This window comes from Bacillus sp. SJ-10, assembly GCF_002843505.1.
Lineage (GTDB): Bacteria > Bacillota > Bacilli > Bacillales > Bacillaceae > Bacillus > Bacillus velezensis.
The window spans coordinates 1,487,981-1,506,978 of record NZ_CP025258.1; the positions used below are offsets into that span (position 1 = coordinate 1,487,981).

Annotated in this window: 20 protein-coding genes; 16 read left to right on the forward strand and 4 right to left on the reverse strand. The window is 48.8% G+C overall.

Translation table 11 applies throughout. The annotated features are described in order from the left end of the window. The first annotated feature begins 91 nt into the window (after positions 1 to 91). The 5 genes from CXL14_RS07510 (at position 92) to CXL14_RS07530 (ending at position 4,442) form a co-directional block, all read left to right on the forward strand. Entirely contained in the window at positions 92 to 622 is a 531-nt protein-coding gene (locus CXL14_RS07510) for a sigma-70 family RNA polymerase sigma factor (protein ID WP_099722002.1), read from the forward strand. A gap of 51 nt (positions 623 to 673) precedes the next feature. After that, positions 674 to 862, forward strand: coding sequence for a sigma-O factor regulator RsoA (rsoA, locus tag CXL14_RS07515; protein WP_205755620.1), 189 nt, complete (start codon positions 674 to 676; stop codon positions 860 to 862). 173 nt (positions 863 to 1,035) lie between these two features. Then, positions 1,036 to 1,755, forward strand: coding sequence for a response regulator transcription factor (locus CXL14_RS07520; protein WP_003151779.1), 720 nt, complete (start codon positions 1,036 to 1,038; stop codon positions 1,753 to 1,755). Then, positions 1,752 to 3,494, forward strand: a complete 1,743-nt coding sequence (locus CXL14_RS07525) for a HAMP domain-containing sensor histidine kinase (RefSeq protein WP_061862555.1) — start codon at positions 1,752 to 1,754, stop codon at positions 3,492 to 3,494. The genes CXL14_RS07520 and CXL14_RS07525 overlap by 4 nt, the downstream gene beginning before the upstream one ends. Before the next feature lie 63 nt (positions 3,495 to 3,557). Further along, positions 3,558 to 4,442 (forward strand): SMP-30/gluconolactonase/LRE family protein, encoded by an 885-nt coding sequence (locus CXL14_RS07530; protein WP_101287748.1) that lies wholly within the window; start codon positions 3,558 to 3,560, stop codon positions 4,440 to 4,442. A gap of 51 nt (positions 4,443 to 4,493) precedes the next feature. On the opposite strand, the gene CXL14_RS07535 is transcribed toward CXL14_RS07530, so the two are convergent. Next, positions 4,494 to 5,285 (reverse strand): SDR family NAD(P)-dependent oxidoreductase, encoded by a 792-nt coding sequence (locus tag CXL14_RS07535; RefSeq protein ID WP_101287750.1) that lies wholly within the window; start codon positions 5,283 to 5,285, stop codon positions 4,494 to 4,496. Positions 5,286 to 5,472: 187 nt separating this feature from the next. On the opposite strand from CXL14_RS07535, the gene CXL14_RS07540 reads away from it, so the two are divergent. The 11 genes from CXL14_RS07540 to CXL14_RS07590 all read left to right on the forward strand — a co-directional run bounded on the left by CXL14_RS07540 (position 5,473) and on the right by CXL14_RS07590 (position 15,309). Continuing rightward, positions 5,473 to 6,417: an ABC transporter substrate-binding protein gene (locus tag CXL14_RS07540; RefSeq protein WP_015418191.1), complete on the forward strand. Its 945-nt coding sequence runs from the start codon at positions 5,473 to 5,475 to the stop codon at positions 6,415 to 6,417. Continuing rightward, on the forward strand, positions 6,380 to 7,426 hold the full coding sequence (locus CXL14_RS07545) for a FecCD family ABC transporter permease (protein ID WP_014721787.1): 1,047 nt from the start codon (positions 6,380 to 6,382) through the stop codon (positions 7,424 to 7,426). The genes CXL14_RS07540 and CXL14_RS07545 overlap by 38 nt, the downstream gene beginning before the upstream one ends. Further along, entirely contained in the window at positions 7,423 to 8,646 is a 1,224-nt protein-coding gene (locus tag CXL14_RS07550) for an ABC transporter ATP-binding protein (protein WP_014418853.1), read from the forward strand. Before CXL14_RS07545 ends, CXL14_RS07550 begins: the two co-directional genes overlap by 4 nt. Continuing rightward, positions 8,646 to 9,215 (forward strand): cob(I)yrinic acid a,c-diamide adenosyltransferase, encoded by a 570-nt coding sequence (locus CXL14_RS07555; RefSeq protein WP_017418941.1) that lies wholly within the window; start codon positions 8,646 to 8,648, stop codon positions 9,213 to 9,215. The genes CXL14_RS07550 and CXL14_RS07555 overlap by 1 nt, the downstream gene beginning before the upstream one ends. 164 nt (positions 9,216 to 9,379) lie before the next feature. After that, entirely contained in the window at positions 9,380 to 10,648 is a 1,269-nt protein-coding gene (locus CXL14_RS07560; protein WP_014418851.1) for an MFS transporter, read from the forward strand. 167 nt (positions 10,649 to 10,815) lie between these two features. Continuing rightward, positions 10,816 to 11,196 carry a protein liaI gene (locus CXL14_RS07565; protein WP_007410056.1) on the forward strand — a complete coding sequence of 127 codons (381 nt, stop codon included), beginning with the start codon at positions 10,816 to 10,818 and terminating at the stop codon, positions 11,194 to 11,196. 13 nt (positions 11,197 to 11,209) lie between these two features. After that, the gene (liaH, locus tag CXL14_RS07570; RefSeq protein ID WP_007410057.1) at positions 11,210 to 11,887 is read left to right on the forward strand and encodes a stress responsive protein LiaH; all 678 of its coding nucleotides are present in this window, start codon (positions 11,210 to 11,212) and stop codon (positions 11,885 to 11,887) included. 105 nt (positions 11,888 to 11,992) lie between these two features. Further along, positions 11,993 to 12,862 (forward strand): LiaG family protein, encoded by an 870-nt coding sequence (gene liaG, locus CXL14_RS07575; protein WP_014418850.1) that lies wholly within the window; start codon positions 11,993 to 11,995, stop codon positions 12,860 to 12,862. 26 nt (positions 12,863 to 12,888) lie between these two features. Further along, entirely contained in the window at positions 12,889 to 13,620 is a 732-nt protein-coding gene (liaF, locus tag CXL14_RS07580; RefSeq protein WP_003151794.1) for a cell wall-active antibiotics response protein LiaF, read from the forward strand. Beyond that, positions 13,617 to 14,699, forward strand: coding sequence for a two-component system sensor histidine kinase LiaS (liaS, locus tag CXL14_RS07585; protein ID WP_014418849.1), 1,083 nt, complete (start codon positions 13,617 to 13,619; stop codon positions 14,697 to 14,699). Before liaF ends, liaS begins: the two co-directional genes overlap by 4 nt. Further along, positions 14,677 to 15,309 (forward strand): two-component system response regulator LiaR, encoded by a 633-nt coding sequence (locus tag CXL14_RS07590; RefSeq protein ID WP_014418848.1) that lies wholly within the window; start codon positions 14,677 to 14,679, stop codon positions 15,307 to 15,309. Before liaS ends, CXL14_RS07590 begins: the two co-directional genes overlap by 23 nt. A 41-nt stretch (positions 15,310 to 15,350) precedes the next feature. Here CXL14_RS07590 and CXL14_RS07595 read toward each other — a convergent pair whose 3' ends face one another. From CXL14_RS07595 to CXL14_RS07605, 3 genes are read right to left on the reverse strand one after another with little or no spacing between them, the layout of a single operon-like run. Continuing rightward, positions 15,351 to 16,463 carry a Ger(x)C family spore germination protein gene (locus CXL14_RS07595; protein ID WP_014418847.1) on the reverse strand — a complete coding sequence of 371 codons (1,113 nt, stop codon included), beginning with the start codon at positions 16,461 to 16,463 and terminating at the stop codon, positions 15,351 to 15,353. Further along, positions 16,460 to 17,560 (reverse strand): spore germination protein, encoded by a 1,101-nt coding sequence (locus CXL14_RS07600; RefSeq protein WP_014418846.1) that lies wholly within the window; start codon positions 17,558 to 17,560, stop codon positions 16,460 to 16,462. Before CXL14_RS07600 ends, CXL14_RS07595 begins: the two co-directional genes overlap by 4 nt. Further along, positions 17,535 to 18,977: a spore germination receptor protein GerAA gene (locus tag CXL14_RS07605; protein ID WP_014418845.1), complete on the reverse strand. Its 1,443-nt coding sequence runs from the start codon at positions 18,975 to 18,977 to the stop codon at positions 17,535 to 17,537. Before CXL14_RS07605 ends, CXL14_RS07600 begins: the two co-directional genes overlap by 26 nt. Positions 18,978 to 18,998 lie beyond the last annotated feature (21 nt).

The window sequence follows — 18,998 nt, forward strand, 5'->3', positions numbered from 1 at the left end:
TTTACTTTTTTTTGCTTTCTTTCATTTAATTTAAATAGGGGGCGGTTTTATGGACTATCAAGTTCTTTTACGGTCAAAATGCAAGGAAATTATGAAACATCCGATCGTTAAACATTTTTTAAGTGACCCAAAGCATTACGAGAAATTTAAAAATGTGCTGGAACATTCAGACGAGAAGGATGCAAAATCACTGGACGACCATTTTAAACAGTTTTATAAGGAAATCCGGATCATCAAATATATGAACTCTATGATCCGGATTTTCTCCATCGATTTTGACAAGCGCATCCGTAAAAATCAGAAGCGCTATCCGCTGACGGTGGATCAGCCGGAGGGAGGTGAAGCGCTTCCCTATGAAATGGGAAAAGACGCGTATGAAGAGTTTCTGCGGAAGCAGGGGGATTTGAGCCAGCATGTCCAAAACCGTGATTTATACGAAGCGCTTCAGACGTTAACCGATAAGCAAAAAAGCGTGCTGACGAATATTTATCTTCACGGAGCGACGATGAAGGAGATTGCCGAGTCGCTGGGTGAATCACGGCAGAACATTTCTAATATTCATAAAAAGGGGCTCGACAATCTCAGAAAGCAGCTGGACAAGCAAAAAAAAGGGGGAAAATAAGCAGTGAACGGGCCATTTGACTTCAACAAAGAGAACACAGATACCGACGAAATGGAACTTTTGATTTCGCGTTTTTCGCCAATGATAAAAAAAAAACTGAGCAATACATCATACCAGGAAAGAGAAGATCTTGAACAAGAATTGAAGATTAAAATAGTTGAAAAAGCGGACATGCTGTTATGCCAGGACGTGCCGGGTTTTTGGGAATTTATTCTTCATCTTATAAATGAAAGCTCCTGACAAAAGCGGCGGAATGATGGATATTCCGCTCTGACAACGTGAGAAAAACGAGAAGAGATGTCCGGTCTCGTTTTTCTTTTCTGTTTCCCCGCAAGACCTCCGCACTAAAAAAGTACCAAATCTTATCCATATAATGATATGATGAAAAAAACAAAGAGAAAGGAACGTCCAAGGTGGAAAATGCGTCAATTTTAATTGTAGACGATGAGAAGGCGATCGTTGATATGGTCAAACGCGTTCTCGTCAAAGAAGGCTATCACAACATTAAGACAGCCGGAAGCGCTGAGGAAGCGATCGAGTTTGTTAAACATGAAACCGCGGATCTGCTCGTGCTGGATGTGATGATGGAAGGCATGTCCGGTTTTGAAGCATGCACCGAAATCCGGAATTATACCGACGCTCCGATCTTTTTTCTGACTGCCCGTTCTTCTGATGCGGATAAGCTGTCAGGATTTGCATTGGGAGCTGACGATTATATAACAAAGCCGTTTAATCCGCTCGAATTGGCGGCGCGGATCAGGGCGACGTTAAAGAGAACCTATAAGCGCGAAGAGAAAACGGCGGTAAAGACGTATTCATACAGCCATTTTTCCTATTCACCGCAAAACGCCGAGCTGATCGTCGGGGGCGAGCCCGTCAGCTGCTCCGCACAGCTTCTGCAGCTGCTTCAATATTTCTGTGAACACCCTGATGTGGTGCTCTCAAAAGATCAGATCTATGAAAAAGTATGGGGATATCCGTCTTACGGCGACAACAACACCGTCATGGTGCATATCCGCAAGCTCAGAGAAAAGATTGAAAAAGACCCCAGCAATCCGTCCTATATTGTAACGGTGCGCGGCCTCGGTTATCGGTTTATTCCCGATCAAGGAGAAAAAGGAACCCGCTCATGAGAATGCGCGGAAAATTTCTGCTCCACTTTTTCGGACAGCTGCTGCTTGTCATCCTGCTGATGTCCGTTTTGGCCGTCGCTTCTTTCTTCTATTTGGATTGGCGTTTCAGCGAAGCGGAAGCCAATGCGGGACTGACCAAAGCGACGGCGGACTCGTTTGAAGCGTGGCTTGATAAAAATGAAGACGGCACATGGGATGTCGATGAGTTTTTAAAGATGTCGGTCAGAAAGCAGAAGGGCTGGCTGCAGATCATTAATGACAATGAAAAAACGGACTACGCGTACAGAGTGCCGAAAGACGTCCCGAGCCATTACAGCAGAAAAGACCTCTTATCCATTTACCAGTACCGGAATTTTGACAACTACAAGCTGAATTACTGGACGGTCACGATAAATGATGAGACCTATTTGATTCTGTTCGGCTGGAAATCTGCCAGTGAGCAGCTTCTCACATACATCGAATCACAGGAGCCATCCCTCGCTTCCCTTTCTCAATATAAAAAGAGCACGATTGATTATATTAAACGGGAAAAAGGGGCGGTCTACCTTCTCGAAGACAGCGGCAGACTGCTCGGGGATATCAACAGCACGAAAAAAGAACGGAACACCGTCAATGAGCTTGAATTGCTGAAATACAATTCCAAGCCGTGGAATTACAAACGGGAAATTTCTTTTAAAAGACTCGATAAAACGAAATGGATGGTCGCGTCGGTGCCGAACCCCGTGTACATCCCCGATCACGAGTTTAACAAATCATTTTTGAGAAATGTGATGAAAACCCTCTTCCTCTTGATCGGAATCCTGGTATTTATGATCTGCATCCTGACCATCTGGTACTCTTTCCGTTTCGGCTGGCCGCTGTTTCATACCATCAAATGGCTCGTCAATTTATCAAAGGGCCGGCTTGAAGAGCCGAAGAACCGCAAAGGACAGCCGGTCAGCAAAAACAAAAAAGGCAAAACAAAGCAGCCGTTCCGCTTTTTCGCCGAGATTTTCGAATCGATGGATCAGCTGACCGACACGCTGAAGCGGGATAAGAAAAACAGAGAAAAAATCCAGGCGACAAGGGAAGAATGGATCGCCGGGCTGAGCCATGACTTAAAAACCCCGCTGAGCACGATTTACGGCTACAGCATGATGCTTGAATCGAAGCAATACGACTGGACCCCGGAAGAAGTCAAAGAAATGGGGCAGATCGTCCGGGAAAAATCAGAATATATGTCCAAGCTGATTGAGGACTTAAACTTAACATACCGCCTCAAAAACGCGGCCCTCCCGATCGAACGGCGGCTGATCAACGTCGTGCCGTTTATCAGAAACGTCACGAACGATTTCACGAAAAATACGTTCTCGGAAGGCTATGACATCGCCTTTGAAACCAAAAAGGAAGACATTCTTTTCGCCATTGATGAAGCGTGGTTCCGCCGTATTCTGGAGAATCTGCTGGCAAACGCGGTTAAGCATAATAAGAAAGGGACCGCCATTCGGGTCGTGCTTGAGGAATCAGCCGAACAGCTCATTCTGAAGGTGAAAGATAACGGAAGAGGAATGGACGACGAAACGATTCACCAGCTGTTTAACCGTTATTACCGGGGAACGAATACGAAGGGGCCGTCAGAAGGAACGGGACTCGGGCTCGCCATTGCCAAAGAGCTGGTACACCTTCATAACGGAACCATCCATGTCAACAGCAGAATCAGCGCCGGAACGGTGATTACGATTCTTTTTAAAAAAGATTGAGTTTGGACGCCGCTTTGTCGGGAATAACAATAGAAGACTGACAAGCAAAAGAGGTGTTCACATATGGAAGCAGCATTACGAGCAGATACGAGAGCGGTTATCGGAGAAGGCCCTTTATGGGACAAGGATAAGGAATGCCTGTACTGGGTGGATATACTGGGCAGCCAGCTCCATATCTTCACTCCGGCTGACGGAATCAACCGTTCCGTTAAATTCAAATCATTTGTCACGGCTCTGGCCTTGTATTCAAAGGAAGAGCTGGTGATGACGATGAAAGACGGTTTTTACCTGTACAATCTTCGGGAAGATACATTGACGAAGATGAAGCAGCCGAGAGACATGCGGGAAGATATCCGTTTCAATGACGCAAAATGCGACCCGTCCGGCAGATTATGGGCGGGAACGACGAGCATGGAAGGCAAAGAAGAGGAGGCTTCGCTGTACCGTCTGAATACGGACGGCAGCCTTGCCAAAATAAAAGACCAGGTCTCCACCTCGAACGGTTTGGATTGGGATCGGGACCGAAACCGAAACCTGATGTACTATATCGATACTCCGACGCAGGAAATCGTCTGTTATTCATATGATCCTGAAACCGGAGCCGTATCAGATCCGAAAACGGTCTACCGCTTTCCGGAGTCGCAAGGATCTCCCGACGGAATGACCATTGACCGTGACGGAATGCTGTGGGTGGCTCTGTTCGGAGGCGGCCGTGCCGTCCGGATTGACCCGTTTTTGCATAAGGAAATTGCATCTATCGAAGTTCCGGCGAAATACGTCACCTGCTGCGCGTTCGGAGGCAGAGAATTGAACACGTTATACATTACGACCGCGACGGAAAAATTGACGGAAGCCGAAAGACTTGAGCAGCCGCATGCGGGCGGCCTGTTTTCAGCAGAGCTTGAGACGGGCGGCTGGGAGCCGGTTCCGTTTGCAGGCATGATGTAAAAAAAAGCCCTGGCATATGGGGAAGTTCCCATTGTGCCGGGCTTTTTTGTGTTAAATGGAGCGGATGATGCCGCCTTCAACCCGCTGTGCGGTGCCATTAATGGCAGAAGCCGCTGATGAAGCGAGAAATACAATCGTATTGGCGACTTCTTCCGGGGTTGCATAGCGCTGAATCAATGATGTCGGTTCATTCACTTTAAAATAATCCCGGACGAAGCTGTCCGTGTCTTCTCCGGCAGCCTTTGCGGCTCCTTCCATGTAAGAAGCGACGCCTTCGGTCCATGTCGGTCCCGGCAGCACGGAGTTGACCGTGACATTTGTGCCTTTCGTCATTTCAGCCATTCCCCGGGACAAGCTGATTAACGCCGTTTTCGTCATTGAATACGGAATCATTTGCGCAAGCGGTTTGACTCCGGCTTCACTGGAGATGTTCAGAATCCGTCCGCTGTTTCTTTCGAGCATTTGCGGCAGAAAACGCCGGCACAGGCGCACGGCGCTCATAACATTCACTTCAAAATACCGAGTCCATTCGTCATCAGACACCTCAGCGAAGTCCTTTACTTCAAAAAAGCCGAGGTTATTGACGAGAATATCGACTTCCCCGATTCCGCCGGCGCGTTTTATCAAGTCATCCGCCTCATCCTGACGCGATAAATCCGCAGCGATGCCGTGGACCGTTCCGTAAGCGGAAAGCTCCTCAACCGTCCGTTCCACAGTTTCTGTTTTTCTTCCGTTTATAATCACCTCGGCGCCTTCGGCTAAAAAGCTTTTTGCCGCGGCTTTTCCGATCCCTGAAGTCGATCCTGTAATCAACACGAGCTTTCGTTCAAGCTGTAATTCCATGATAATCCTCCTTTTTACACCATTGTGTAACAGTATACATGATGAATTTTAGTGTGTACGAACAATTTGCTTTCATGCAAAAAGGCCGGATATACAAGCCTTAAAGACTTATAGTATAATTACTGCGAAAAAAGGATACGAATGTCAAAGAGACAACCGTTTACCATAATCAGGGGGAGTTAAAAGAATGAAGAAGATCACTGCCGTCTGGGCGGCGCTCTTGGTCACCGCCTTTGTGATCGCCGGCTGTTCCGGCGCACAGGAAGAAGGAAGCGCGGCCAAACAAAAAGCCGTCTCAACCGAAGCATTCCCGGTAACCATTAAGGATGCCGCGAACGAAAAAGTAACCATAAAGCAGGCACCGGAAAAAATCGTTTCCCTCATGCCGAGCAATACGGAAATTACATACGCGCTCGGACTGGGAGATAAGGTCGCAGGCGTCACGACAAATGATACATATCCGAAAGAAGCGGTAAAAAAACCGAAAGTCGGAGATATGAATGTGAACGCTGAAAAAGTCATCGCGCTGAAGCCGGATCTCGTGCTTGCCCACGCGTCCTCTATGTCCGCTTCCGCCGATGCGATGAAGCAACTGAAAGATGCGGGCATCACCGTCTTAACGGTCAATGATGCGCAATCGTTCCAAGACGTGTACAAATCTATCAGTATGATCGGAAAAGCGGCCGGCAAAGAAAAGCAGGCGGATAAGCTGATCAAATCGATGAAATCCGACCTTTCCGGCATAGAAAAGAAAGCGGCGGCCATTTCTGAAAAAGACGAAAAGAAAGTATTCGTCGAAGTGTCTCCTGACGGCTACACGACGGGGAAAGGCACGTTTATGAACGAAATGCTTAAAGATATACACGCGAAAAACGCCGCCGGCAGCCAGACCGGCTGGGTGCAATTGACGGATGAAGCAATTGTCAAAATGAATCCGGACGTCATCATTACGACAGACGGCGTAAAGGCCGCTGAAGTGGAAAAACGCGCCGGCTGGGGTGCCGTCAATGCGGTCAAACACCACAATGTCTATTCTGTTGATCCTGACCTTGTCACACGCTCAGGCCCGCGCCTTGTCAAAGGGGTCGAGAAGCTTGCAGAAAGCGTTTATCCTGAAACGTTTAAAAAGTAACCGCCCGCTGGCCTACACGGTCAGCCTGCTGTTTTTAGCCGTTTGTACGGCACTCGGCATTTCAATCGGCAGTCTGCATATTCCTTTATCCGACGTTTTTTGGATCGGGATCGGCCGGACATCCTCGGCTGACCCTATGAATGTAAATATTATGATGAATATCCGCCTGCCGAGAGTCGTTCTGGCTGCCCTTGTCGGAGCCGCGTTATCCATTGCGGGAGCGGCGTTTCAGGGACTTCTGAAAAATCCGCTCGCCGACCCTTATACACTCGGGGTATCTTCGGGAGCTTCGGCGGGAGCCGTTATCACCTTGTTTTTCGGCATTCAGATACCCGTCATCGGCCGGTTCACACTACCGGTTGTCAGCATCGCCGCAGCCATTGCGGTCATGGCGGCGGTTCTGTTTTTCAGCCGCCTCGTTCATGCGTCGATGTCGGTTTCGACGCTCATTTTGACAGGCATCATCATGAATTCTTTTCTCGGAGCTCTCATTTCGCTTGTGATCGCTTTAACGGGCAATGATCTGCTCCCGATTGTCCGCTGGCTGTTAGGAAGCGTGTCAATGAGGGGCTGGGGCTATGTCGCGCTGTTTCTGCCTTTTTTTCTGGCCGGGACGGCGCTTCTGCTTATCAATGGCAAAGAATTAAACATTATGACTTATGGAGAAGAAAAGGCAAGGCTGTTAGGCGTCAGTACGGGAAAAAGAAAACTGCTGATGATCGCCGCCGGATCTCTGCTGACGGGAGGAGCGGTTGCCGTCTCGGGGACGATCGGATTTGTCGGCCTTGTCATACCCCACGTGACACGGCTCTTATGGGGGACGGATCATCGCCATTTACTGCCGCTGTCAGCATTGACGGGCGCCGGTTTTCTCATTTTGGCGGATTTGTTTTCCCGCACCGTCATTGAGCCTGTCGAATTGCCGATCGGCATTATGACGGCTTTGGCGGGAGCGCCTGTATTTGCCTTGATTCTGCTTCGCCAGCATCATGGAGGGAAACGCTTATGATCAGGGTGAGCAGCCTGTCCGGCGGGTACGGAGGCCGGATGATTGTGGAAGATGTCAGCTTTACCGCCGAAAAAGGTGAATTTGTCGGCATACTTGGTCCGAACGGCTCGGGAAAAACAACGCTGATGAAATTGCTGACGGGAATGCTCTCTCCGTCAAAAGGCGAGGTGCTCGTAGCAGGCAGGCCCGTCGGCGGATACAAGCCGCGGGAGCTTGCGAAAATCATGGCCGTTTTGCCGCAGCATACGGAGCAAGCTTTTACATTTACCGTTAAGGAAACAGTGTCCTTCGGCAGATACCCGTATCAAAAAGGACTCTTCAGACAGATGGATCAACATGATGAAGACATTGTCCGGGAAGCGATGGAAATGACGGGCATCGACCGATATGCGCAGCAATCCGTCCGCAATCTGAGCGGCGGGGAGCGGCAGCGCGTCTATCTGGCGCAGGCGCTGGCTCAGCAGCCGGAGGTACTGTGTCTGGATGAGCCGACGACCTTTCTTGATCTCAAATATCAGAAAGACCTGCTTGATACGGTGAAGCGGCTGACGAGAGAAAGAGGCCTGACGGTCATCAGTATTTTTCACGACCTAAACGCCGCAGGCCAATATTGTGATCAGCTCCTGATGATGAAAGACGGACGCGCTTTGCCGAAGCAGACGCCGGATCAGGCTTTGAAAAAAGAGACGATTGAAGACATTTACGGTATCACCGTCAGCGCTGTTGCCCAGCAATCGTCGCCGAAACCGCTGATCGCTTTCATGCCGGAAGCGCGGCAGGAAGGAGAGCCTGTCAACGTTCCGTTCGCCTCTCTGATAAACAAAAGCGGAAATACCGTAACGCTTCATACAGAACGGCCGTTCAGAATGTTGACAACCGCATCTGACGGCCCGGGATTTTCGTGGAGCCGCCGGCTTTCCGGCTCAGCGGCCGCTGGTTTGATCTGCCGTACGTTTGATTCGGTCACAATTGCCGTGACTGCGCTGCATACCGTTTGGGTGCTGATCAGCGGACGTTTATCGGAACAGGGATTTGTACGGCTGTTAACGGCAGCGGCAGAAGCGAGAATGCAGGCTCTTTCCGGCAGACAGGCAAAAGGCGACATTGTCATTTGTGCCTTGCAGACAGGAGAGGCGATGGACGTCCCTCAAGCGGAAAGAGCCGTTAGAAGAGGAACCGCGGCATGTGTAAAAGCGGCGGAAGAAGGAGGAATACAATGATGAAGCTGTATACGAAAACCGGCGATAAAGGACAGACAAGCCTGATCGGCGGCAGAACGGATAAAGACAATCTGCGGGTTGAAAGCTACGGGACGATTGATGAGCTGAACAGCTTTATCGGGCTTGCGCTTGCGGAGCTTGATGATTGTGAGAATTGCGGTGATGTGAAAGCCGAACTCCGAAACATTCAGCATGAGCTGTTTGACTGCGGCGGCGACTTGGCGACGGTTTCTGAACATAGAAGCTATACATTAAGAGAGACATCTATTTCCGCATTGGAAGACTGCATAGACCGTTACACGGCTGAAGCGCCCCCGCTTGAGAAATTTATTCTTCCGGGCGGGCATAAGGCGGCTGCTCAGCTTCACATCGCGCGGACCGTCACGAGACGGGCTGAGCGTCTCGTCGTGAAACTGGGCAAAACAGAAGAGATAAACGATACGGTGATGCGTTACTTGAACCGCCTGTCTGATTATTTTTTCGCGGCGGCAAGAGCGATTAACGCAAGACAGGGCGTTCAGGATATAGAGTATGAAAGAAGCGCCGCGGTATTCCGTGATGATGAATAATGTTTTGTTCAGCCGGCAGCAGCAAGCCGGCTGTTTTTTTATAGAGATATCCATCAATTGAACCTTTATTGACAGGAGGAAAATGTATCTTATGAATTATTGACTGAAAAATTAAAAAATGAGATATTATAAGAAACATTGTAAAATAATGGGGGATTTGATAGATGGATACATATAATAAGAGCGAGAGCATCTGGAATAAAAATTTCACCCTTCTGTTTATCTCAAGGCTGGTTAAATTGTCAGGCGACGGTTTTGCCTTTAATTCCATTCTATGGTTTTTGATTTTTGACGGGGAAGGCGCGATCGGCACGTCCCTGCTCATTGCGGTCACGTTCCTTCCGGAGGCGATGCTGGCGCCGATTACCGGGCCTTTTATGAAGCAGCATACGCTGAAATTCTGGATGTATTTCTCCGACCTCACGCGCGCGGCGGTCGTGCTGATTATTCCGATCTGTTATTTTAACGGTTTTTCTCCTTTATGGTTTGTCATGCTTCTCATGATTGTGCATTCAGCCACGGGAGCCGCTTATAATCCTGCATCCATCTCGCTAATCCCCAATATTGTCAGAGAAAACAGCCTGCAGAAAGCGAATGCGGTCATTCAGTCATCAGGCCAGATCGTCAGGCTTGCCGCCATTACGCTGAGCGGGGTGTTCTTAACATTTATCAGTCCCGCTTATTCTTTGTTTATCGCTCTTATATTCTATCTTCTATCAGGTTTTCTCGTACTCTTTATGTCATACCAAGTCCGGCATGCCAAACAGGATACCGTCGCCGTCAGACAGCGCGGGACGTATTTCGGAAGGCTCAAACGGGGTTTCGTTCTGGTCAGGAAACACCAGATTTTATACCCGCTCGCCATCTATTGTATCTTCATGAATTTTGCGGCCGCTCCGTGGGAGGCGCTCTCTGCCGTTTATGTCGCCGAAGATTTAAACATGCCGCCGATCATCTACTCGCTTTTGAAAGCGACAGGAACGGGCGGAGCCTTTTTAATGGGTTTTATTTTGGCTAAGGTGAAGGTAAACAAATACGGTCTCCTGTTTGTGTCAGCGGGAATCATAGAAGGAGCGGCATTTTTTATCACCGGCCTCAACACTTTTCTGCCGCTCGTCTTCCTCGCCGCGTTTGCGTTCGGATCTGCCGTCAGCGCGATTAATGTGCCGGAATATACGATTATTCAGACGTCTGTGGACCATGATGACCAGCCGCAAGTCTATGCTGTCATCCATATGATTTCAAACATATCCATTCCGCTCGGCGCGGTTCTTTGCGGATATGCGGCTAACGCCTTCGGTCCCGGAAAAGTCATTGCCGCCGGCGGTCTCGTTGAAGTCCTGTCCGGTCTCGGAATATTGTTCTTTACGAAGCTGGCCAAAGCCGAACGCTCAGATCTCATCAGGGAAAAAGAAGCGAGCATCAGAATATAGATTTTTCGTAAAACGCCCTGCGCCGTCCGGTGCAGCGGCGTTTTTTTTATGCGAAGGTCCGGGGGCTTATACGACTCCGGTCTGATATGAAAATCAATCTCTGACTCGTTTTGCCGGCCGCGGGATTTGTTTATAGTAAAGACAAGGAAAACGAAAGGAGGATCTGCATGAATATAAATGGTAAAACGGCAGGCGGCTTTCTGCTGATTGTGTTCGGACTTTCTGTCTTTTTCGGAGGAGGCCATTTCGCATTTATCATCCCGCTGGCGATCGGAGGCCTGATGCTTTACTGGGGAATCAAACGTTTTTCAAAAGGCCGGGCGGTATCGGGTATCATCGCGGGCGTCATCGGAGCTATGATTCTCGTCGGTTCTCTTCCATTTATCGTTGCGATCGGACTGGCCGGCGCCATGGTGTATTTCGGGTGGAAGATGATGAAGCAGGGCGGCTCAGACACCGCTTCCCGCCAGTATGAACCGGAAGCGGCATCACCGGGCTATCAATCCGGATTTGACTCTGAATGGGAAGAATTTCTGAAGAAAAAATAAGGAGGAAGACAAAATGGTCTTAAAAAGAATAAGAAATATGTTCGTCGCATCTGTTAACGAAGGGCTTGATAAATTAGAAAATCCGAAAGTCATGCTGAATCAATATGTGCGTGATATGGAAAGTGACATCGCCAAGGCGAAACAAACGATTGTCAAACAGCACACGATCGTTCATCAGTTTAAGAAAAAACAGGAAGACGCCTCCGAAACGGCGGCAAAACGGAAAAACCAGGCTCAGCTTGCTTTTGACGCCGGGGAAGAGGAGCTAGCGAAAAAGGCGCTGACTGAAATGAAATACCTTGAGGGAAAAGCGGCCGAACATGAAAAAGCGTATGAGCAGGCGAAAACACAGCTGGCAGAGCTGAAAGAGCAACTGGAAACTTTAGAAACGCGCCTCCGCGACGTAAAGGATAAAAAACAGGCGCTCATCGCCCGCGCGAACGCGGCAAATGCGAAGGAACATATGAACGCTTCTTTCGACAAAATTGACAGCGAAAGCGCCTACAGAGAGTTCCTTCGAATGGAAAGCCGCATTGAAGAAATGGAAGTCCGTGTCAAATACGGTACTTCAGCTGAGGCGAACACAGAATACAGCCGCTCCCAATATTCAGATGAGGTGGAAGCTGAGATTGAAAAAATGCGCTCGCTTTCTCTGGAAAAAACAGAGCGTCAAAAAGCGGCTCATGAATAATGTGCACAAGGGAAGATCGGCGCGTTTACGCCTCTTCCCTATACGCACGTATCAATTCTCCGGCTTTTCCTTTATAATAAAATGAATGAAAAAGGATGGAACGTAATGAAGCGTAAGATTGCCAAAGGACTGATGGCGGCGTCCGTTCTGATCTGCTGTCTGTTTTTGGTGAAAGAAGTGTTTGCTGGGCGTTTTTTTCCGCTGTACGAAACAGAAGCGGAATCGGCAAGCATACCGCCGCGTGCCGTCAACAGCCTGTCGGTTTCATCGGAACAGACGGATGTGAAAATCATCGCGGAAGCGCGGAATGATATCGCGGCAAACATGACGGGACCGGCGGGGAAAATGTTTGTCCAAAACAGGGGAAAGACCCTCAATCTTAAAGCGAAGGAGAAAGGATTCCAATTTCTGAATCTCTTTCAGCGCCCTCTGCTGATTGTCCGCATTCCGTATGATTATCATCGGGACATCACCGTCCATACATCAAACGGCAGCATTGCCGTTGACGGAAACAAGGGGCTGTCTCTTGCGCACCTCGGCGTCCGTTCTGTAAGCGGGAATATGTCGCTGAAGCACGTGAAGACGGATGTGTTTGAAGCGAAGGGGCTGTCGGGCAATCTCACAGCAGCAGGCCTTGCGGCAAAAACGGGGGATGTCCGCTTATCCTCGGGACATGTCGGGCTTCAACATGTGGTGGGGGCCCTTGACGTGCGGGTCGCTTCCGGCAGTGTCGATGCCTCGCTTGAGACGGCGGATGCTCCCGTATCCGTCAGGCTTGCGAGCGGCAGCGCAGCGATCAGCCTGCCGAAAGACGGAAGTTTTACGGTGAACGCCGAGACGGCAAGCGGAAGGATTCAGCCGTCTTATTCCTTTGAGAAAACGAGTAAGGAAGGCGGGGCATTTACCGGCATGAAAGGCAGCGGCGCCAGGCCGATTGATATAAAGGTGACGAGCGGCAATATTGCACTGCAATAGTCAAGGAAAGGAGGGGCAAGCAGCTGATGGCAAAAAAACAGATTCTCGGACTTATCATCGCCTTATTAGGCGTCAGCATGTTTTTGCGTATTATCGGCATCGGCGACTTCTTGTTTTGGCCGCTCTTTTTTCTGATCACAGGCTATATTTTTAATAAATATTCCCGCGGCTGGCTCGGCTCCGTCCTCTATATCTTCGCCGCTTTTTTATTTTTGAGAAACCTGTTCAGCGCCACCTTTAACCTGTTCGGCTATGCCTTCGCCGCCTTTCTCATCTACGCGGGCTACAGGCTCCTGAAAGGAAAGCGCGTGTATGAACATAAAGAGAAGAAAATCAATCTTGAAAAAGAAGAGCAGCCAAAGCCTTCCGCCCAGACGGAAAGCAGACAGCCGGACCTCCGCAGCTTTTTTATCGGCGAGCTCCGGATGATGAAGGACCCGTTTGAGCTGAATGATTTAAATGTTTCCGGATTCATCGGCGATGTGAAAATTGATTTGTCAAAAGCGATGATTCCCGAAGGAGAAAGTACGATGACCATCAGCGGTGTCATCGGCAATGTTGATGTGTACGTCCCGCCGGATATCGAAGTGTCCGTCAGTTCATCGGCTTTTATCGGCGATATGAACCTGCTCGGCTCTAAGAAAAGCGGCATGAGCCCGAATCTGTATAAAGTATCGTCTGAGTACGGCGACTCGCCGCGGCGGATTAAAATTTCAATTTCGTTATTCATCGGCGATGTGGATGTGAAGTATTTATGAGGAAAAAATTACTCGCCAATATTCAGTGGCGCGCCATGCGGATGACCGCGGGACTCAGTCTGCTCCTTTGCGCGGTGTTTATTACGCTGATGCTGCTGTATTACGGGCTTGATCCGATGCTGCTGTTTTCTTCCGGCTGGTTCGGTATTCCGTTTGTGGTCATCCTGCTTTTGGCGTCTCTTTCGGCGGGATTGATTTCCGGTTATGTATACGGCGGCCGCCTGAAAACAAGAATGGATACACTGATTGAAGCGGTTTTGAAATTTGAAAACGGCAATTTTGCTTATCGGGTGCCGCCGCTCGGCGATGATGAAATCGGTCTGGCGGCAGATCAGCTCAACGAAATGGCCAAGCGGGTCGAGCTCCAGGTCACATCGCTGCAAAAGCTCTCCAACGAACGGGCGGAATGGCAGGATCAAATGAAAAAATCGGTCATCACTGAAGAACGCCAGCGGCTGGCGCGCGATCTGCACGATGCCGTCAGCCAGCAGCTCTTTGCCATTTCTATGATGACATCCGCCGTTTTAGAGCAGGTGAAAGATGCGGATGACAAAATCGTCAAACGGATTCGCATGGTTGAACATATGGCGGGGGAAGCGCAAAACGAGATGAGAGCGCTGCTATTGCATTTGCGGCCCGTCACTTTAGAAGGAAAAGGCTTAAAAGAAGGGCTGATTGAGCTGTTAAAAGAGTTCAAAGCGAAGCAGCCGCTGGATATTGAGTGGGACATCAGCGATACGGGTGTGTCAAAAGGCGTTGAAGATCATCTGTTCCGCATCGTGCAGGAGGCGCTTTCCAACGTTTTCAGACATTCAAAGGCGACCAAGGTCACCGTCAGGCTCGGCGCGAAACATCAAAAACTTCAGCTTAAAGTCATTGATAATGGGGCGGGTTTTACGATGGATCAAGTGAAAGCATCCTCATACGGCCTGCATTCCATCAAGGAAAGAGCGAGTGAAATCGGCGGCATAGCGGAAATTATCTCCGTAAAGGGAAAAGGCACGCAGATCGACGTGAAAGTCCCGATTTATCAGAAAACAAAAGGAGAGAACGACAGTGATTCGAGTGTTGCTGATTGATGATCATGAAATGGTCAGGATGGGTCTGGCCGCATTTTTAGAATCACAGCCGGACATTGAAGTCGCCGGTGAAGCATCAGACGGGCAGCAGGGCGTCGATCTGGCCGCAGAGCTTTTGCCGGATGTGATTTTAATGGACCTTGTCATGGACGGCATGGACGGCATCGAAGCGACAAAACAGATCTGCGCGAAACTCAATGACCCGAAAATCATCGTGCTGACGAGCTTTATTGATGACGACAAAGTGTATCCGGTGATCGAAGCGGGAGCGCTCAGCTATTTGCTGAAAACGTCCAAGGCGGCAGAAATAGCCGAAGCCATCAGAGCGGCTGCCAAGGGCGAACCGAAGCTTGAATCGAAGGTGGCGGGAAAAGTGCTGTCAAGGCTGCGCCATTCAGAGAATCAGCTTCCGCATGAAACGCTGACAAAAAGAGAACTGGAAATCCTCTGTCTCGTCGCGGAAGGCAAGACGAATAAAGAGATTGGTGAAGAGCTGTTCATTACGATTAAAACGGTAAAAACCCACGTTACGAATATATTGTCAAAGCTTGATGTCAGTGACCGCACGCAGGCAGCCGTATATGCCCACCGCAATCATCTCGTGACATAAGAAAAGGAGAGCGGCGCCAGCACACTCTCCCGAAGACAGGGTCATTGGGACATTCCCTTTGTTCCGAAATCCCTGATGGCGACTTTGACTTTGTATTCAATATCCGATTCACTGAAGTGATGGTCCCAGTCCGAGGATATCTTTTTCCATTTATCGGGATAATGAATCCGGACTTGATCGCCTAACCCGGTAATATCCACTTTCAACTCATGCTGCATGTAATCAATGAATGCCATGACATCTGAATGAATGCTGCGTTTTACCGCGTTTTTGATTTCATTTATATAGGACTCCTTGAAGGAATCTTCTTTCGGATTCCAATCCTCAGACAGACGGCCTTCAACAAACCGGGTGACGATAAACTTGAATTTTCCGTGTTTATATTGTGTTTTCACATTATATTTGCTGGAAAATACTTCGAAGGATAAATAATGATTGTCATGCTTTGCAAACGTGACGCCCCCCTTTACCGTGCCTGTGAACAGGTTCATATTCTGGACTTGTAAAGGCGTTAAATTCGCATACCAGAATTTATTTTTAATAATGGTAGCGCCCCAGATTTCCAGTCTGCTGCCCACTTGGCGCACTTGAGGAAGGGCAAAGGTCTCGCCTTTGGCGATTTTCTCGGATATTTCCCCCAATGTCACGGGCTCCATCATCCGGATGGTGACCGAATTATTCTCCGTTAAGTCATAGATCGTATTTGACGCAGGTTCTCCCTGGTCACTGATTTTGAAAATATCTTTCGTTTTATCCGGCACCGTCATCACATTGCAGCTTCTTCTCGTACCGTTGTCCCTGATAAATTGGTTCATCAATGCGTCAAGCGGAATGTTATCCTTTAACAGCGCTTCGGAAAACAGCATGATACGCAAGTGCTGGGAGAATGCGGGGTGATTTTTTAACGATGCCGTTCTTAATGCTTGATGGACGGTTTCCCCGGGAGTGGACGTTACTTTTGTCGTATCGCCTGACGACGACTGCTGGGAACTTGCTTTTTGCGGGATCAGAATCTGCTGTGTCACTTCTACATTTTCTTCCTCGGGTTTATCGAGCCCGACCCCGATAACGAGGCTCAAGTCTTCTATATTGCGGCTGTCCCAGCACCCGGCCAAAAGCAATGTGCAAAGCATGATTACGATGTATTTCTTCATTGCGCTTTTTTCACCTTCCTTTTCACAGCGACGACTCCAAACATCAGTAAAGGCAGCAAAAAGAAAACCAAGAAGATATAGCCGAGAATATCACTGAACATCAACAGCTTGTTGCCGTCTTTTGGCATCAATGATCCGAAGAATGTCGCGATCCCTACGAAGATGATCCCTTTTTTCTGCTTCAGCCCGAAAATTTTATTAAGAGCTGATGTCGCGAAATACCCGTACGAGACATAGGTGGCGAAAAATTGGATGATCCAGACAACAAGCAAAAAGGACTCGAACCTTTCAATAAAAAGCCCTTTGATTTCAAATGATTGAAAGAGCGCGATCGTAGGCCAGATCATTGTTTTGACATCTTGGGTGGTTAAGGCGCCGACGACGAGTACGTAGGTAATGATGTATAAAATAATCGGGATGCCAAAGCCCATGGCCGATACGCGGAATGTGTGCTTTTTATTTTTGAGGTACTCGGGGAGAAACAGCATAATCTCAATTCCCAAGAAGGAAACAGAAACGACGGTCAAGGAAGCCATAACGGGAGAAAACCCCTGCCCGAGCACCGGCCGCAGGTTGTCCAGATCAAATATTTTAAAGCTGAAAGAAAACACCACCAGCAAAATAATGATCGTAATCGTTAAATAGAAAGGAAAGAGCCTGCCGATATCGCTCATGCCGCCGATAATTAAATAAACGGAACAGGCGATAAAGATAAACAGCGTGACCGGCACGGGCGTTCTTTCCAATAAAAAAAACTTGACCATTTCCGCCATCGCCCTGGCTTCGAAGCTGGCGACTCCTATAAAATAGAGACAGATCATAAGATTGACGATATTTCCCGCCCATTTGCCGAGTCCTTCATTCATATAATCAAATAATGATCCGTACTGATGCTTTTTCATAATGAGCGTATTGAGATAAATCAAAAAGATAAAGATGACGCCTTCCAGACATAACGCGATCCAGCCGTCCGGCGAATTTGCCCTTGATGACAGCGCCCGCGGCATGGTGAGGAGTCCCGCGCCGAGCATCGTGTTTGAAATCAACGCTGTCCCTTGATAGCTTGTAAGCTTATTGTGAGTTGTTTTCTGGCTCATTTACGTTTTTCGCCTCTTTTGGTTGATTTTTAATAGGGAGACGGAGAATAGAGTCGTTTGCGTTTTTTAAGCTGAAAAATCCATTCGGCGAGAAATACGGAGAACCGAAGCTTCGCTGTCTCGATAAATGCGTGTAGATCGTCAGCATAAATAAAATCATGCCGTACAGCCCGAAAGCTGCCGCGGTAAACATCGAAATGAAACGGAGCACACGGAACGACAGACCCATCCCGTACTGCGGCACCGTAAATGAAGCGAGCGCGACAATGCTGACCACGATGACCATGATGGAGCTGACAATATTCGCTTCAACGGCCGCCTGGCCGATGACAACTCCGCCCACCAATCCGATCGTCTGGCCGAGCGGGCTGGGAAGCCTCAAGCCCGCTTCTCTCAGCAGCTCTATCGTAATTTCCATTACCATCGCTTCAATGATAGGCGGGAAGGGAACGTTTTCTCTGTTCGCCGCGATGGTGACTGCAAGCGTCGTCGGCAGCAGCCCTTGGTGAAACGAAACGAGGGCGATATAAATGGACGAAAAAAACAGCGTAATAAAAATAGACGTAAACCGCAGCGCCCGGATGAGCGAGGCGGAAATCCACCGTTCATAATAATCATCGGGAGACTGCATTAAAATTCCTAAAGAAGCCGGGACCACCAGCGCAAACGGCGAGTTGTCGACAAGGATGGCGACGCGGCCGTTGAACAAGGCGGAAGAGACTTTATCAGGCCGTTCCGTATTTTGTATTTGCGGAAAGGGCGAATACTTATTATCCTCAATAAGCTCCTCAAGCGTTCCGGAATCCTGGATGTCGTCCATCTTCACTTCGCTGAGGCGCTTTACAACATCGCTGACGACAGACGGGTCCGCCTCATCATCTATGTACATGACAGTAGCGTATTTTAACTTGTTTTCTCCGATCGGAACCTTTTTCGTTTTCAGCTTCGGATGGTTCGTGCGCTGCCTGATCATGGCGACGTTTGTATCAGAATCTTCTATGAAGGCGACTTTCGGACCTCTTACGACCTTTTCGGATGTGGGTTCATTCACGCTTCTTTTTTCTCTTTTTCCCGTGGACAAAATGTATACGCTGTCAAGTCCGTTAATAAACACGGCGCATTTTCCTCGCAGAATGGAGATGACGGCTTCCTTCGACGTAAAGACGGGACGGGCGTCGATCTTATCAAGACGTTTCGCCACCGTATCCAGCGTCAGGGTGTCTTCCTCCCGAAGCAGCGTTTCCATCGCCTCTTTTATTTTGTCTTCGTCGTTCATTTCACTCAGATACATATAATAAAAAACAAGCCCGTTCGGAAGCATCTTTTTATTTTGAACCAGGTCATCATTCTGCTCTACGTGGGGAAGCACCAGTGCCAGATTAACGTGTATGTATTCCTTGAATTCCGATTGCGTCATCGACAGTCACCCGCCTTCCAA